The organism is Pseudomonas sp. MIL9, from assembly GCF_016887925.1.
Classification (GTDB): domain Bacteria; phylum Pseudomonadota; class Gammaproteobacteria; order Pseudomonadales; family Pseudomonadaceae; genus Aquipseudomonas; species Aquipseudomonas mohnii.
In genome coordinates, this window is the sequence record NZ_JAFEHE010000030.1 from 20,430 (window position 1) to 36,037 (window position 15,608).

The 15,608-nt window shown below is 59.0% G+C and carries 13 protein-coding genes and 4 pseudogenes; 11 read left to right on the top strand and 6 right to left on the bottom strand.

All coding sequences use genetic code 11. From position 1 onward, the window contains the following. The first annotated feature begins 80 nt into the window (after positions 1–80). The 9 genes and pseudogenes from JQF37_RS27065 to JQF37_RS27105 all read left to right on the top strand — a co-directional run. Positions 81–722, top strand: coding sequence for a DUF1345 domain-containing protein (locus JQF37_RS27065; RefSeq protein ID WP_130210304.1), 642 nt, complete (start codon positions 81–83; stop codon positions 720–722). Between the two features lie 77 nt (positions 723–799). Further along, on the top strand, positions 800–1,639 hold the full coding sequence (locus tag JQF37_RS27070) for an AraC family transcriptional regulator (RefSeq protein ID WP_130210302.1): 840 nt from the start codon (positions 800–802) through the stop codon (positions 1,637–1,639). A gap of 53 nt (positions 1,640–1,692) precedes the next feature. After that, a pseudogene (locus JQF37_RS27075) lies at positions 1,693–2,302 on the top strand (LysE family translocator). 132 nt (positions 2,303–2,434) lie between these two features. After that, the gene (locus tag JQF37_RS27080; protein ID WP_130210298.1) at positions 2,435–3,460 is read left to right on the top strand and encodes a LacI family DNA-binding transcriptional regulator; all 1,026 of its coding nucleotides are present in this window, start codon (positions 2,435–2,437) and stop codon (positions 3,458–3,460) included. Positions 3,461–3,624: 164 nt separating this feature from the next. Then, positions 3,625–4,407, top strand: a complete 783-nt coding sequence (locus JQF37_RS27085) for a TIM barrel protein (RefSeq protein ID WP_130210296.1) — start codon at positions 3,625–3,627, stop codon at positions 4,405–4,407. After that, positions 4,400–5,386 carry a sugar kinase gene (locus JQF37_RS27090; RefSeq protein ID WP_130210294.1) on the top strand — a complete coding sequence of 329 codons (987 nt, stop codon included), beginning with the start codon at positions 4,400–4,402 and terminating at the stop codon, positions 5,384–5,386. The genes JQF37_RS27085 and JQF37_RS27090 overlap by 8 nt, the downstream gene beginning before the upstream one ends. A gap of 104 nt (positions 5,387–5,490) precedes the next feature. After that, positions 5,491–6,417, top strand: a pseudogene (locus JQF37_RS27095) (MFS transporter); the annotation flags it as partial. A 284-nt stretch (positions 6,418–6,701) separates the two neighbouring features. Continuing rightward, positions 6,702–7,199: pseudogene (locus JQF37_RS27100) on the top strand (IS21 family transposase); the annotation flags it as partial. A gap of 17 nt (positions 7,200–7,216) precedes the next feature. Further along, positions 7,217–7,582, top strand: a pseudogene (locus tag JQF37_RS27105) (ATP-binding protein); the annotation flags it as partial. Positions 7,583–7,888: 306 nt separating this feature from the next. Here the strand turns inward: JQF37_RS27105 and JQF37_RS27110 are convergent. Then, a complete protein-coding gene (locus tag JQF37_RS27110; protein WP_041506109.1) occupies positions 7,889–8,338 on the bottom strand; it encodes a VOC family protein in 450 nt (149 codons plus the stop codon). A 35-nt stretch (positions 8,339–8,373) separates the two neighbouring features. Between JQF37_RS27110 and JQF37_RS31565 the strand changes: the two genes are divergently transcribed. Both JQF37_RS31565 and JQF37_RS27115 read left to right on the top strand, forming a co-directional pair. After that, positions 8,374–9,021, top strand: coding sequence for a hypothetical protein (locus JQF37_RS31565; RefSeq protein WP_206684467.1), 648 nt, complete (start codon positions 8,374–8,376; stop codon positions 9,019–9,021). Positions 9,022–9,032: 11 nt separating this feature from the next. Continuing rightward, on the top strand, positions 9,033–9,797 hold the full coding sequence (locus JQF37_RS27115; RefSeq protein ID WP_235575256.1) for a site-specific integrase: 765 nt from the start codon (positions 9,033–9,035) through the stop codon (positions 9,795–9,797). A gap of 302 nt (positions 9,798–10,099) precedes the next feature. On the opposite strand, the gene gpmI is transcribed toward JQF37_RS27115, so the two are convergent. From gpmI to JQF37_RS27140, 5 genes are all read right to left on the bottom strand, one after another. Further along, positions 10,100–11,623, bottom strand: a complete 1,524-nt coding sequence (gene gpmI, locus JQF37_RS27120; protein ID WP_057978689.1) for a 2,3-bisphosphoglycerate-independent phosphoglycerate mutase — start codon at positions 11,621–11,623, stop codon at positions 10,100–10,102. A gap of 8 nt (positions 11,624–11,631) precedes the next feature. Beyond that, positions 11,632–13,257: an NADP-dependent glyceraldehyde-3-phosphate dehydrogenase gene (locus tag JQF37_RS27125; protein WP_057978691.1), complete on the bottom strand. Its 1,626-nt coding sequence runs from the start codon at positions 13,255–13,257 to the stop codon at positions 11,632–11,634. A gap of 78 nt (positions 13,258–13,335) precedes the next feature. Beyond that, positions 13,336–14,133: a triose-phosphate isomerase gene (gene tpiA, locus JQF37_RS27130; RefSeq protein ID WP_057978693.1), complete on the bottom strand. Its 798-nt coding sequence runs from the start codon at positions 14,131–14,133 to the stop codon at positions 13,336–13,338. A 3-nt stretch (positions 14,134–14,136) separates the two neighbouring features. After that, positions 14,137–15,438: a phosphopyruvate hydratase gene (gene eno / locus JQF37_RS27135; protein ID WP_060501487.1), complete on the bottom strand. Its 1,302-nt coding sequence runs from the start codon at positions 15,436–15,438 to the stop codon at positions 14,137–14,139. Beyond that, entirely contained in the window at positions 15,431–15,601 is a 171-nt protein-coding gene (locus JQF37_RS27140) for a hypothetical protein (RefSeq protein WP_166729440.1), read from the bottom strand. Before JQF37_RS27140 ends, eno begins: the two co-directional genes overlap by 8 nt. Positions 15,602–15,608: the final 7 nt, after the last annotated feature.

Here is a 15,608-nt window from a genome sequence, read left to right on the forward strand (position 1 = left end):
GCTTCATGGTTTGAGGATTGTGGTCACAACCGACCGCCCTGGGCTAAGGTGTTGGCAACACCCCGACCTCTTGAGTGCTCATGTCCTTCCTCACCCACACCCACCCCCGCCTCTCCGCCGGCATGACGCTCGGCATCGCGGCGGGCATTCTGGTTCCGGCCGATTCGATCATCACCAAAATACTCATCGGCTGGAATGCCGGGGTCTGGACTTACCTGATCCTGATGTCCTGGATCGTCGTACGCTCCAAAGCGGCGGATGTGAAACGCATTGCCGACATGGAAGACGAAAACGCCGGACTGGTGCTGTTCGTGGTGTGCATTGCGGCGATTGCCAGCCTGGCGACCATCACCTTCGAACTGGCCGGCAGCAAGGACCTGGAAACCACCCGAAAGCTCCTGCATTACGGCTTCACCGCATTGACCGTGCTGGGTTCCTGGCTGCTGATCGGGGTGATTTTCAGCGTGCATTACGCGCGGCTGTATTACACCTGGCAAGGCAAGGAGCCGGCATTGCGCTTTGCAGAGGGTTTGACCACGCCCAATTACTGGGACTTCCTGTACTTCTCGTTCACCATCGGTGTGGCGGTGCAGACGTCCGATGTCGGCGTGGCGACCCGTGACTTGCGCAAGATCGTACTGGCGCAGTCGCTGATCGGTTTTCTGTTCAATACGGCGATTCTCGGGTTTTCGATCAATATCGCCGCCGGGCTCTTCAACTGACAAGCTGCACAAACGTTCTAGGCATCGAGCCCGGCGCAAGTGTTAAATCGTTCGGCAATATGTCCCTCAGGTGCAGCATGACGTCTCATAACTGGATCGACCTGTCCAAGGATGCCGACACCGGCATCGAGACCCTGCGCGCGCATTTCCAAGGCCACGCCTACGACCCGCACTGGCATGACAGCTATCTGGTGGGCGTCACCGAGCAAGGCGTGCAGCAGTTCAACTGCCGTCGCGCCAGGCATCAAAGCACGCCGGGCAAAGTGTTCTTGCTCGAACCGGGGGATATCCATGACGGCGAAGCCCCGACCGCTGACGGTTTCACCTACCGCATGCTCTACCTCGACCCGCAGTGGTTGCAGCAAGAACTCGGCGCCGTGTTCGACAGCGCGCCAGACCACAGTGCATTGAGTTTCGCCAATACGCTGGCCAACGATTCGCGGCTGGCCCGTGCGACCAGCCTGGCGTTTGAAACCCTGCACCGCGGCGAGCTCAAGATCGTCCGGCAAACCGCTCTCGCCGACTTGCTCGAACGCCTGACCAGCCATCTGCACTGGCGTGTGCGCTGTGGCGAAGACCCACGCCTGCCTCGAGTGGCCCAGCGGGCGCGAGAGTACCTGCACGCCAACGCTCAATACGACATCGGCCTCGACCAATTGGCCGCCGCCACCGGCGTCGACCGTTTTCGCCTGACCCGTGCCTTCAAGGCCGCTTATGGCATCGCGCCCCATGCCTATCTGGTGCAATTGCGCCTGGCTTCGGCCCGACGAATGCTGGCCCGGGGCGAACAACCGGCGGCAGTGGCGATGACCCTGGGCTTTGCCGATCAAAGCCATCTCGGCCGCTGGTTCGTCCGCGCCTATGGCCTGACACCGGCGCTGTACCGCAAGCGTTGCTCAAATCTTCCAGACAGTTAAGCGCCGCGCTTGTGAAGATCGACTTCACTGATCTTCAGCGGAGTTTGCTTGCGATGCTGTCCTCTTTTCCGACGTTGCTGCCCTTCCTGCTATTCGCCTTTGTGGCCTCGATCACCCCCGGACCGACCAACATTCTGGTGTTGAGCAACAGTGCCCGGTTCGGCGTGATGGCGGCCATTCCGATCATCCTGGGTGCCTGCGCCAGCGCTGCGATCCTTGTGCTGCTGGTGGGTTCCGGGGCCGGCTCTGCGTTGACAGCCTGGCCGGTCATGCAAACCGTCGTGCAATGGGTCGGTGTAGCGTGGCTGAGCTATCTGGCGTGGCAGATTTTTAGCGCCCCCGCCGAAGCCATCAGCACTCAGGACAAAGACGCCCGACTCGGATTGTGGGGCGCCGCCGGCCTGCAATGGATCAACCCGAAAACCTGGATGATGGCGCTGGCGGTGGTCAGTGTGTTTGCCGGGGTGGGCGAAAATCGACTGGTCCATGTGCTCTACCTGTCCCTGGCGTTCTTTGTGATTTCGGTGCCATGCCTGGGGCGCCTGGGCGCTGCTCGGTGCCGCGTCCTCGCGCTGGTTGCATTCGGCAACGGCCATGCAACGCTTCAACCGCGGCATGGCCCTGTTGCTGCTGGGTTCGACGTGGTTGAGCGTACTGGCGTGAGCTCCACTCGTCGCCCATTGTCGGACAATTGTTCATCCGGGGCTTGACGCCGAATTGGCTTTTGGTGTCTTCTGAAACCGGTTTCAGCGTCATGCGCTCAGCCTTATAAATCCAATAAGAAGGTTCCAGACCGTGAACGATTTCTCCGCCGCCCAGCGCAGCCGCGTGACCATGCTCGACGTGGCCGAACACGCCAGGGTCTCCAAGGCCAGCGTTTCGCGGTTCATCGGCGAAGACCGCGCCCTGCTCTCCGATGCCATCGCCCAGCGCATCGAACAGGCGATTGCCGAGCTGGGCTATCGCCCGAACCAGATGGCCCGCGGCCTCAAGCGCGGGCGTACCCGTCTGATCGGCATGCTGGTGGCCGATATCCGCAACCCTTATTCAATTGCCGTGATGCACGGGGTGGAAACCGCCTGCCGACAGCACGGCTACAGCCTGGTGGTGTGCAACACCGACCGCGACGACGAGCAGGAACGCCAGCACCTGGCCCTGTTGCGCTCGTACAACATCGAAGGCCTGATTGTGAATACCCTCGGCCATCACCGGGACGAGTTGCTCGAGCTACACCGTGAAATGCCCCTGGTGCTGGTCGACCGCAAGGTCGAGCATCTGGAGAGCGACATGGTGGGTCTGGACAATCCCGCAGCCGTCGAGATGGCCCTCGCCCACCTTGAAGAACGCGGTTATCGCGACGTGCTATTGGTGACCGAGCCGTTTGATGGCACCAGTTCTCGCACCGAGCGGGTCGCCAGCTTCAAGGCGCAAATCGAACAACGCCCGGCCCTTCGCGGCACGCTGGTCGAAACCGGCAGCGATCTGGCCGCACACCTGAAAAATTTCCTCCAGACACCCGGCCCTGGCCCGAAAGCGCTGTTTTGCGCGAACGGGGTCGCGGCGCTGGCCGGCACCCATGCGTTGCGTGAGCTCAAGTGCAAGCTGTTTGAAGACGTGGGCCTGATCGCCCTCGATGACCTGGATTGGTATCCGCTGGTGGGCAGCGGCATCACCGCCCTCGCCCAGCCGACCACGGAGATTGGCGCCAGTGCATTCGAGTGTCTGCTCAAGCGGTTGCGCGGGGATGACGGGGCGGTACGGACCCTGGATTTTTCGGCGCGGCTGGTGGTGCGGGGTTCGACCCTTGGGGTTCTTCGGTGAACGTCCCGGCCCCTTCGCGAGCAGGCTCGCTCCCACAGTGGACCAGTGTTCGCCAATCCGCGTGGGAGCGAGCCTGCTCGCGATGAGGCCGGCAAGAACCCTGCACAAATCAACAGTGATTTTTTTTGAACAAAAATGAAACCGGTTTCAGAGGTAGAAAAACAATGAACAAACCCGCCGTTTCCATCAGCCTCTCCAGCTACGGTGCCGATCTGGTCCGTCAGCGCGGCCAGGGCAGTTTCATCGCCGTGCTGGCCGCCGCCGGTGCCACGCGCATCGAATGGCGTGAAGAGCTGCTGTCCTTTGAGAACTCCGCGCACCTGGCCGACGCGACACGGGCCGAGGGCCTGGAAAGCGTGTACTCGTCACCGATGGAGCTGTGGCTGGCCGGGCAGTCGAAACCCAACCCGCAACTGATCACCGCCCTGAGTCGCGCCGAGGCGTTTGGCGCCAAATGGCTGAAGGTTTCGCTGGGCTATTTCACCGATAACTGCGACTTGCAATCCCTGGCCCGGGTGCTCGACGAAAGCACCGTGCAGTTACTGGTGGAAAACGACCAGACCCTGCACGGTGGCCGCATCGAACCGTTCCAGCGCTTCTTCAATCAAGTCGAGCAACACCACCTGCCGATCAAAATGACCTTCGATATCGGCAACTGGCACTGGCAGGACCAGTCCGCCGCCAGCGCCGCGCGGCTGCTCGGTCGTCACGTCGGTTATGTGCACTGCAAGGCGGTCACGCGTCGCGCCGACGGCAAACTGATCGCCATCCCGCCCTCCGCCAGCGACTTGCAACAGTGGGAACACCTGCTGCGGCACATGGCCCCTGGCGTTATGCGAGCCGCGGAATACCCGCTGCAAGGTGAGGACCTGGTGCAACTGACCACCGAGCATGTCGCCGCCCTCGCCCACCTCGGTCAGTCGCAACGGGAGAGCGTCCATGTCTGAGATCGATATCCTCTCGTTCGGCGAAACCATGGCGATGTTCGTTGCCGAGCAGGCCGGCGAACTGGCCAGCGTCAACGCGTTCCACAAACGCATTGCCGGGGCTGACAGTAACGTCGCCATTGGCCTGTCGCGCCTGGGTTTCAAGGTGGCGTGGCTGAGCCGGGTCGGTGCCGATTCCCTGGGCCGATTTGTGATCGATACGCTGGAGAAAGAAGGCCTGGATTGCCGTCACGTCGACATCGACCCCGCGCACCCCACCGGATTTCAGCTCAAATCCCGCACCGATGACGGCAGCGATCCCGCCGTCGAGTACTTCCGCCGTGGTTCGGCGGCCAGTCACTTGTCGCTGCATTCGATCGTGCCCGATTTGCTCAACGCCCGGCACCTGCACGCCACCGGCATCCCACCGGCGCTGTCGGAAACGGCGCGGCAGATGTCGTTCGAATTGATGAGCCGCATGCGCGATGCCGGCCGTAGCGTGTCGTTCGACCCCAACCTGCGCCCGAGCCTGTGGGCCAGCGAGCAACTGATGATCACTGAAATCAACCGCCTCGCCGCCCTCGCCCATTGGGTGCTGCCAGGGTTGAGTGAAGGTCGTTTGCTCACCGGTTTCGAAGACCCGGCCGACATCGCCGCGTTCTACCTCGACCAGGGCGCCGAAGCGGTCGCGATCAAGCTCGGCCCGCATGGTGCTTATTACCGCACGCACCTGGATGCCGGTTTTGTCGCCGGTGTGCCGGTGGAAACCGTGGTCGACACCGTGGGTGCCGGGGACGGTTTTGCCGTGGGCATGATCAGCGCGCTGCTGGAAAACCACAGCTTTGCCGAGGCGGTGAAGCGTGCCAACTGGATTGGCAGCCGCGCGGTGCAGAGCCGCGGGGACATGGAAGGATTGCCGACCCGGTCTGAAATGGTCAGCGAATTTGAGGCCGCCATCGCGAGCAGGCTCGCTCCCACTGAGGACTTGTGTCGAACATAAATCAAATGTGGGAGCGGGCTTGCCCGCGATGAGGCCCGCCCAGCCACTGAAGATTTGAAACCGTTACCTGCTGCGACAAAAACAACAAGCTCAGGAGCACCACCATGAAAACCGCAACGCTCGCCACCCGCCGCTGGTGGTACATCATGCCCATCGTGTTCATCACCTATAGCCTGGCGTACCTCGATCGCGCCAACTACGGGTTCGCCGCCGCCTCTGGCATGGCCGCGGACCTGATGATCACCCCGGGCCTGTCGTCGATGCTCGGCGCGCTGTTCTTCCTCGGTTACTTTTTCTTCCAGGTGCCGGGGGCGATCTACGCGCAGAAACACAGCGTGAAAAAACTGATTTTCGTCAGCCTGATCCTCTGGGGTGGCCTGGCGACCTTGACCGGGATTGTCTCCAACGCTTATTGGCTGGTGGTCATCCGCTTCATGCTCGGCGTGGTTGAAGCCGCAGTGATGCCGGCGATGCTGATCTATCTGTGCCACTGGTTCACCCGTGCCGAACGCTCGCGGGCCAATACCTTCCTGATTCTCGGCAACCCGGTGACCATGCTGTGGATGTCGGTGGTGTCGGGCTATCTGGTGCAGCATTTCAGCTGGCGCTGGATGTTTATCATCGAAGGGTTGCCGGCGGTGCTCTGGGCCTTTATCTGGTGGCGTCTGGCCGATGATCGTCCATCCGAGGCCAAGTGGCTCAACGACCAGGAAAAACTCGATCTGGAAAGCGCCCTGGCGGCCGAACAGGTCGGCATCAAAGCCGTGAAGAACTACGCCGAAGCGTTCCGCTCCAGCAAAGTCATCATCCTGGCCCTGCAGTTTTTCTGCTGGAGCATCGGCGTGTACGGCTTCGTGTTGTGGCTGCCGTCGATCCTCAAGGCCGGCGCGCAAATGGACATGATCGAAGCCGGCTGGCTCTCGGCCCTGCCTTACCTGGCGGCGGTGATCGGCATGCTGCTGGTCTCCTGGGGTTCGGACAAGCTGCAAAAACGCAAACGCTTCGTCTGGCCGCCGCTGCTGATTGCCTCTGACAGTTCTGGACCCTAATTAACCGTTAGCTTTGATTTTATCAATGTAATTCAATGCTTTAACCTTAGTAACTATTTTTAGGTTTTTCGAGCGTGTTCTACTGAACCCCGCAAATGGAATAATCTGGGCGCCACTGCGTTCAGCGCGATGGTCATGACATGTACCGATCTAGAGGTGATGGAGCACCCAGACACATACCCCCAAAATTTCTGCTTGAGCCAAAGGCAAAACCCGTTGCGCTCCCAATAGAGGATTTTCAACTCGACTGTGGTGGCGATGCGGATTACTACTCGGTGCCGTACCAGCTGGTGAAGCACCAGCTCGAAGTGCGCCTGACGGCGCAAACGGTGGAGTGCTTCCACGCCAACCAACGAGTGGCCAGCCATCTGCGCTCGCTGTACAAAGGCCGCCACACTACCCAAACCGAGCACATGCCCAAGAGCCACCGCGAACACGCCGAATGGACACCGCAACGGCTGATCGGCTGGGCGGAGCAAACCGGGCCGAACACTGCTGGTGTCATCGCCTACATCCTCGAACGCCGGATCCATCCGCGGGACGGCTTCCGTGCCTGTCTGGGCATCCTGCGCCTAGGAAAACACCATGGCGAAGATCGGCTGGAAGCTGCTTGCCAGCGCGCCCTGGCGCTGGGTGCGTGCAGTTACAAAAGCCTCGAATCGATCCTTCGCCAAGGTCTGGAGCGGCTGCCACTGGCCCAACAAAACCTGCCGCTGTTACCCGAAGAGCACATCAACCTGCGCGGCCCCGGCTACTACCACTGACCTGAAGGAGCACCAAAATGCTACCCAATCCAACCCTCGACAAACTACAAACCCTGCGACTGCACGGCATGATCAAAGCGTTGAGCGAGCAACACAGCACGCCGGATATCGCCAGCCTCGGCTTCGAGGAACGCCTGGGCCTGATGGTTGATCGCGAGCTGACCGAGCGTGAAAACACGCGCCTGAGCAGCCGCCTAAAAGCGGCCCGACTGCGTCATAACGCTTGCCTGGAAGACATCGATTACCGCAGCCCCCGTGGTCTGGACAAGTCACTGATCCTGCAACTGGGCAGCGGCCAGTGGTTACGGGACGGCCTGAACTTGATCATCGGCGGCCCCACTGGCGTAGGCAAAACCTGGCTCGCTTGCGCGCTGGCACACAAGGGGTTAAGCCGAGATAAAGGAAAATCAGGACATTTATTCCGTAAGCTGTTGATCTATAATGGTTTCACTGAAGGATAGGCGCAGACCTCGACCTATCCTCGCACGCCTGTCGCCTGGTCTCTGGAATTTTCAATTCCGACAAGTAGTTGCAGACCAAATGAGTTTTCCCTTATCTCGGCTTGACCCCATGTAGGCGAGCTTCAGTCTTATGCAAGACCATGTTGCGCTCTACGGCAAAGTCTGTGCACCAGGTAACGCATCAACCATTCGTTGGCCTGCCCATGTCTTTCTCCTGGTTCGACGGAATTACTTAAACGCGACCGGTTCGCCGTTGACGGCCCAGCTCACGCCGAAGCGGTCGGTCAGCATGCCGAAGGTCTTGGCCCAGAACGCGGGTGCCAGCGGCATCGTCACCTGGCCACCTTGCGACAGCACGTGGAAGGTGCTGTGGGCCTTGTCGATCGTGTCGTACTGAAGCGCGAGCATCACGCCCTTGACGCCTTCGTATGGCATGCCGGGCGGGGTGTCGCCGGCAAACAGCATCGCGCCACCGGGCAGCGCCAGGCAGCCGTGCATGATGCCATCCCCACTGGGTGCGCTGCCGCTATCACAGCCTTCGCCGGGGTTGGCGGACGCAGGCATGTCGGCGTAGCTCATCATGGTTTCGATCTTCGCGCCGAGCGCCTTTTCGTAGAATGCAAAGGCCTCGCGAGTGTTGCCGTTGAAGCTGAGGTAGGGAGTAAGGGTGGTGCTCATGGTGGGCTCCTGTTGCCAACGTGGATGGACTCGATGTGTCGGCATCATTTAGTCGAACGGCTTCGACGCCTTTCGACAGTCGCAACAAAAAATTTCTCAATCTCCAGACACCCACCAAGGACAATCAGGGCCAGTTGCTTCTGGCGGCAGATGAGTATCGAGAGCAATGGATAGTCGCACAGGCCTCTTTGGCGGCCTCCGTGAAGAGGGCTGTGAGCGATCGCACTCCATCGACAACCTATGATCGTCGACTCGAGGTGGAGAGAATCATAGAAGGAATTCCGGTAAAGCTTGCATTGCAGCAACGGACCAGTGCATCAGTCGATCATTCCTGGTGGACATTGAGTTGGCGGACAAAATATTCGTCGGATGGCTCGAATCGCCGTTTCTACCTGACAAAGAATGGTTGCTGGACAATTCCCGCGATGGTCGCTCTGAACATGATGGAAGAGATGGACGCCCTAGGGGGGATGAATGAGCAATACTTCGATCATCGCGGGAGGCCATATTTTGAAACCCTAGTTTCCAGCGAGATGCTTCCCGAGCAAAAAACAGAAGCTCTATCGAAGGTGACTGGACCAGACGAGGACTGGGGGGAAAATCCCTTTGTTGTGATCACTTACGATCCGAACAAAAACTGGAAGAAAGTCATGATCGTGAATACCGACATCGCTACCTGCTGACCTTCGCGGAGGTGCTTAACCCGCGGACCCTGGCCCTGCGCCTGACCGCGCTGACTCAATGGCACCGCTATCAGGGCTTTCCCGACCCAGCAGCCAGCGCCACCGTGCGTAAGACCTTGCGCGGTATTGAGCGAGTGAACGGGCGCCCTCGACAAAAAGCCAAGGCCCTGCTGCTGGAGGATCTCGAACTCATCGTGTCGCACTTGGACACGCTCGAAGGGCTCGCCGCGCTGCGTGACAGCGCGCTGCTACAGCTGGGGTACTTCGGCGCCTTCCGCCGCAGTGAGCTGGTCACGCTGGAGGTCCGCGATCTGCAGTGGGAACGGGAAGGTCTACGGATCACGCTCCCGCGCTCCAAAACCGATCAAGAGGGCGAGGGACTGGAGCGCGTGATCCCCTATGGCGACGGCCTCTGCTGTCCAACGAAGGTGTTACGGGGCTGGTTGGAAGCCGCTCAGATTGAGCAAGGACCATTGTTTCGACGCGTCAGTCGTTGGGGCGTGATCGGCGAGGTGGCGCTGCACGAGGGTAGCGTCAATACCATCCTGGCGACACGTGCCGAAGCCGCGGGACTGTTGTATGTGCCACAGATGAGCAGCCACAGCCTGCGCCGAGGCTTGGCCACCAGCGCTTACCGTGCCGGGGCGGACTTTCTGGAAATCAAGCGCCAGGGTGGGTGGCGGCACGATGACACCGTACATGGCTATATCGAGGAGGCTAGAGCCTTCGAAGACAATGCCGCCGGCTCGTTGTTACGGCGAAAACCATTAATGTAGTCCTCGGTTACGTGGTTTACATGCATCCACGAAACCTAGCAGAAGGGGCCGAATATTGTGTTTTATTTGCATGAAATAAAGCTATAAAATCATAACCTTGTGACTCAAATGTCCTAATTTTCCTTTATCTCGGCATGACCTCCGCAACGCGCCATGCCTGGCGCACCAAAAAAAGGCATCACCAAAAATTGGCGATGCCCGCATGCTCAAATGAGCGAGTCGTGATAAGCCGCATTACCTCAACGATAGGAGACCAATCAAATCGTCTGTACGGCGATGCACTGATGGCACCTGTAAGCCAATCAGACGGTAAGAAGCGACTTGCCATCCATCTCTGACGGAATAGGCAAACTCAGCATCTGCAACAAAGTTGGAGCGATATCGCACAGCCGGCCGTTTTTCAGTCCCAAACGATCAGGCTGCTCACTGACCAGAATCAGGGGAACAGGATTCAAGGTGTGAGCCGTGTGTGCCTGACCAGACTTGACGTCGAGCATTTGTTCGACGTTGCCGTGGTCGGCAGTAATCAGACATTCGCCTCCTGCTGCGAGCGTCGCTTCGACCACTCGGCGCAGACAGTCATCCAGTACTTCTACGGCCTTTACTGCGGCGTCAAAAGAGCCGGTGTGGCCCACCATGTCACCATTGGCGTAGTTGCAAACGATAAGGTCGAATGTGCCGCCGGCGATGGCGTTGACCAGATGATCCGTCAGCAGCGGTGCACTCATCTCAGGCTGGAGATCGTAGGAAGCCACATCAGGCGAAGGAATCAGGATTCGCTCTTCACCGGCAAAAGGCTGCTCTCGGCCACCGTTGAAGAAGAACGTGACGTGGGCATACTTCTCGGTTTCGGCAATACGTAATTGCTTCTTCCCAAGATTCGCCAGGTGTTCGCCCAAGCTGTTGCTGATCGCCTCTGGAGCGAACGCACAGGGGCAGTCCAGCTCTTCGGAATACCGGGTCAACGTCAGCAGTCGATCCTTGGGCAACACAAAAGGCCGCTCAAACGCGTCGAAGTCAGGTTTGATCAATGCCTGGGTCAATTCTCGCGCCCGATCGGGGCGGAAGTTCATGAAGATCATCGCGTCATCAGGGCCGACACTGACAGGTTGCCCAATCGTTGTCGGCTTGACGAACTCGTCCGACTCCCCGCGCTCGTAAGCTGCTGACAAAGCCTCAGAAGCGGTTGCCGCTTGATGTTCAGCATCCCCTGAAACAATCAGGCGGTACGCCGATTCAATCCGAGGCCAGCGGTTATCGCGGTCCATTGCATAGTAACGACCGACCAACGAGACGATCCGTCCAGCGCCCAGGCGAGCGAACTCAATCTCCAAGGCATCAAGCGATGCCTGCGCACTCTTGGGCGGAGTATCCCGACCATCCAGGAAGCCATGCACATAGATTTTTTCGACACCCTGCTCAACCAGGCAACCGCATGCCGCGACAATCTGATCGATGTGGCCATGAACACCGCCAGGAGAAAGCAGACCCATGACGTGCACAGCACCCTCGCGCGTCTTTATTCCCTGGATCAATTCCAGCAACGCGGGGTTGCGGGAGAACTCGCCATCGGCGAGCGCTTTATCAACCCGGGTCAGGCTTTGATAAACCACCCGGCCCGCTCCCAGGTTCATATGCCCAACTTCGGAGTTCCCCATCTGGCCTTGAGGAAGCCCAACCGCCAAACCTGATGTTTCGATTTGGCTGTTCGCAAAACGCGCAAGCAACGCATCGAATGTAGGTGTCCTGGCCGCTGCAAAAGCGTTCGACTCAGTCGCCTGACGAATGCCGACACCGTCGAGAATAATCAAAGAGCGCGTAGTCATCGTGCCCCCTAAAAGATGTAGTCGGTGGTCAAGAAGCTCGACTCACGATGACGGATGATGTCGCTGACCAGATCCTTGTTGCTCTCCTGGAACTTGGTGGCGACCAGTGTCCGGATGGAAAACACCCGCAACGCGTCATCGACCGAGAGCGTGCCTTCGGCAGAGTTTTTGCGGCCGTTGAAGGGAAAGCTGTCCGGACCACGCTGGCATTGCGCGTTGATGTTGATGCGCCCTACCTGGTTGGCGAACGCATCGACCAGACGCCCCACTTCTGCGGAGTTCGTGCCGAAAATGCTCAGTTGTTGGCCGAAATCGGAGTCGAGGACGTAGTTGATGACTGTTTCCAGATCGCGGTAAACCACCACTGGTACGACGGGTCCGAATTGCTCTTCGTGGTACACCCGCATTTCGCTAGTCACCGGGTACAGCAACGCCGGGTAGAAGAAGGTTTCGCAGACTTCCCCGCCTCCGGCATTGACCACTTGGGCGCCTTTGCTGACAGCATCGGCCACAAGTCCGGTAAGGAAATCAGTCTTGCCAGGCTCCGGCAGCGGAGTTAAGGCCACTCCCGCTTCCCAAGGCATGCCCGGTTTCAGCTGGGCAAGCTTCGACTGAAACTTATCCAGAAAGGCGTCAACTACGTTTTCATGAACAAAGAGAATTTTCAGCGCCGTGCAACGTTGCCCATTAAACGACAGAGAACCGGTCACGGCCTCTGAAACGGCGTTATCCAGATCAACATCAGGCAGGACGATGCCGGGATTCTTGGCATCCAGACCGAGGGCTGCACGCAGGCGATGTGGCTTGGGGTGCAGCTTTTTCAGATCACTGGCCGCCTTGTTGGTGCCGATGAATGCGAAGACATCGATCTTGCCACTGGCCATCAAAGCGCTGACGGTTTCCCGGCCGCTGCCGTAGATGATGTTGATAACCCCTGCCGGGAAGCTGTCGCGGAACGCTTCCAGCAATGGCCTGATCAGCAACACACCGAACTTGGCGGGTTTGAACACCACGGTGTTGCCCATGATCAACGCCGGGATCAACGTGGTGAACGTCTCGTTTAGCGGGTAGTTGTAAGGCCCCATGCACAGGGTCACGCCCAGAGGCACGCGGCGGATTTGTCCCAGCGTGTCCTGCTCCAGCTCGAAACGGCTGGAACGACGATCCAGTTCCTTGAGGGCATTGATGGTGTCGACAATGTAGTCGCAGGTGCGATCGAACTCTTTCTCTGAGTCCTTGAGGTTCTTGCCGATCTCCCACATCAACAACTTCACCACGGCTTCCCGTTGTTCGCGCATACGCTTGAGGAAAACCTCGACGTGGCGAATACGTTCGACCACACGCAGGGTGGGCCAGGTGCCCTGACCACGGTCATAGGCCTGCACCGCCGCATCCAATGCCGTCATCGCGGTTTGCGCATCCAGTAGCGGAGTACTGCCCAGAATCACGGCCTCGTGTCCCGATTCTTTTTTCAGGCACACAGGGCTACGGACCGGCGCTAATGGGCCGTCCCACAACCGCAGTTCCCCATTGACCAGATACTCTCGCTGCTCAATGGCCGGTCCTGGACGGAAAGCCGCAGGGATTTCGTCAGCGCTTGGGAACAGTGCTTCAAGTCGATTATTCAAAGTCATTTTTCATCCCTCTGTGCAGGTGCTCGCGCGGCCCGAAAGAAACGATCGGACACGCAGCGCCTGCACATTCAAAAGAATTCAGATCGCGATAGAGTCGGTGATCGGCCCGGTTTGAGCCGCCCAGCAAATGGCAGCGAAAGACATCGCATCCAGAGACGCTCCGCCGATCAAGCCGCCATCGATATCGGGTTGATTGAACAATTGTTCTGCGTTGTCGGCCTTCACACTGCCACCGTACAAAATCCGGCAATCGGCGGCCGCTGCGCGATCTTGGTCAGCCAAATATTGGCGGATGTGTCGATGCACCGCTTGCGCCTGCTCGGGCGTCGCCGTTTCGCCAGTACCAATGGCCCAGACCGGCTCGTAGGCAATCACGCCTTTAACCAGATCCTGAATGCCAACAGCCTTCAGTACCGCATTCAGCTGATTGGTGACGACCACTTCCGTTTCGCCGCTCTGACGCTGAGCGAGTGTTTCGCCCACACACAACACCGGAATGAGCCCGGCACGCAGCGCCGTAGCAAATTTCTTTGCCACGAGATCATCGTCCTCGGCATAAAGTGCACGGCGCTCCGAATGCCCGACCAACACAAAGCGACAGCCGATATCGTGGAGCATCGAAGCGCTGACCTCACCGGTATGAGCGCCTGAGAGCTGGGCGCTGAGATTCTGCGCACCCAGTGCAACATCTGAATCATCAAGCAAATCGGCTACGGTCGTCAGGTAGGGATACGGCGGGCAAAGCGCAACTTCAACGCTTTCAAAGCGTGAAATCACCGGCAGCAAACTAAGCAGCAACGACGCGTTTTCAGCACTGCTGCCATTCATTTTCCAGTTGCCGATCACCAGTTGTTTTTTGTTCGAAGAGGTCTGCATGATTCAGGCTTTCCTGTTCACAAGCGCGGCCGTGTTGTAAGGCGCCCGCTCCTGCAAGGCCTCTTCGATGCGCAACAAGCGGTTGTATTTACCGACGCGATCCGACCGGCTGAGGGAGCCTGTCTTGATCTGTCCCGCGCAAGTGGCGACGGCGAGGTCGGCGATGGTGGTGTCCTCGGTCTCACCCGAACGATGGGAGATGACGGCGGTGTAACCGGCATCTTGCGCCATGCGAATGGCGTCCAGCGTTTCGCTGAGCGTGCCGATCTGGTTGAACTTGATCAGGATCGAATTACCGATCCCTTTCTGAATGCCCTCACGCAGTATCTTGGTGTTGGTCACGAACAAGTCGTCACCCACCAATTGCACGTGACCCAGCTTTTGGGTCAGGCCTGCCCAGCCGTCCCAGTCACTTTCGTCCATCCCGTCTTCAATGGAGATAATCGGGTACTTGTCGCACAGCATCGCCAGGTAATCGGCAAAGCCTGCCGAATTGAACGACTGGCCTTCACCGGCGAGCACATATTGACCGCCCTCGTAGAACTCGGATGCCGCGCAATCGAGTGCCAGGGTAATGTCCTTGCCCAGCTCATAACCCGCTCGACTCACCGCTTCCTTGATAACAACCAGTGCTTCTTCGTTGGAGGCCAGCGAAGGCGCGAACCCACCCTCATCCCCCACCGCCGTGCTCAAGCCACGCTCCGACAAAACCTTCTTCAAGGAATGGAACACCTCGGCGCCCATGCGCAGGCCTTCACGGAACGACGATGCGCCGACGGGCTGGATCATGAATTCCTGGATGTCGATGTTGTTATCGGCATGCTCACCCCCGTTGATGATGTTCATCATGGGAACCGGCATGCTGAACTGGCCAGGCGAGCCGTACAGCGCCGCCAAGTGTTCATACAAAGGAATGTTCTGAACCTTGGCCGCCGCTTTGGCGGTCGCCAGTGACACGGCGAGAATCGCATTGGCCCCCAGGATGCTCTTACTCTCGGTGCCATCCAGCGCAATCATGACGTTGTCGATTTCGCGCTGGTTCAAAGCATCCAGTCCGATCAGGCACTCGCGGATCGGGTTGTTCACGTTCTCGACCGCTCGCATAACGCCTTTGCCCATGTAGCGCGCTGCGTTGTCCCGCAATTCAAGCGCTTCGCGTGACCCCGTCGAAGCACCAGAGGGCACGCTGGCGGTAGCACTGACGCCATTGGCGAGTGTCACCACGGCTTCAACCGTCGGGTTGCCTCGCGAGTCGAGGATTTCCCGAGCGCTGATGTGTTGAATCTGGCTGGTCTTGTTAAGCATGGTTTTCCCCCTTCGGATGGTTCGGAGCTTGCGTGCCGTCGCTCGGCGACTTCAGTAATTCCTGCTGCTCCGCGTACTGCTCACGAAAATCGAAATCTCTTGGCCACGATTCACGATCATGGTTATTCGTTGCGTCGTGATCTGCTGAATGGGTCTTACTCATCAGTCCT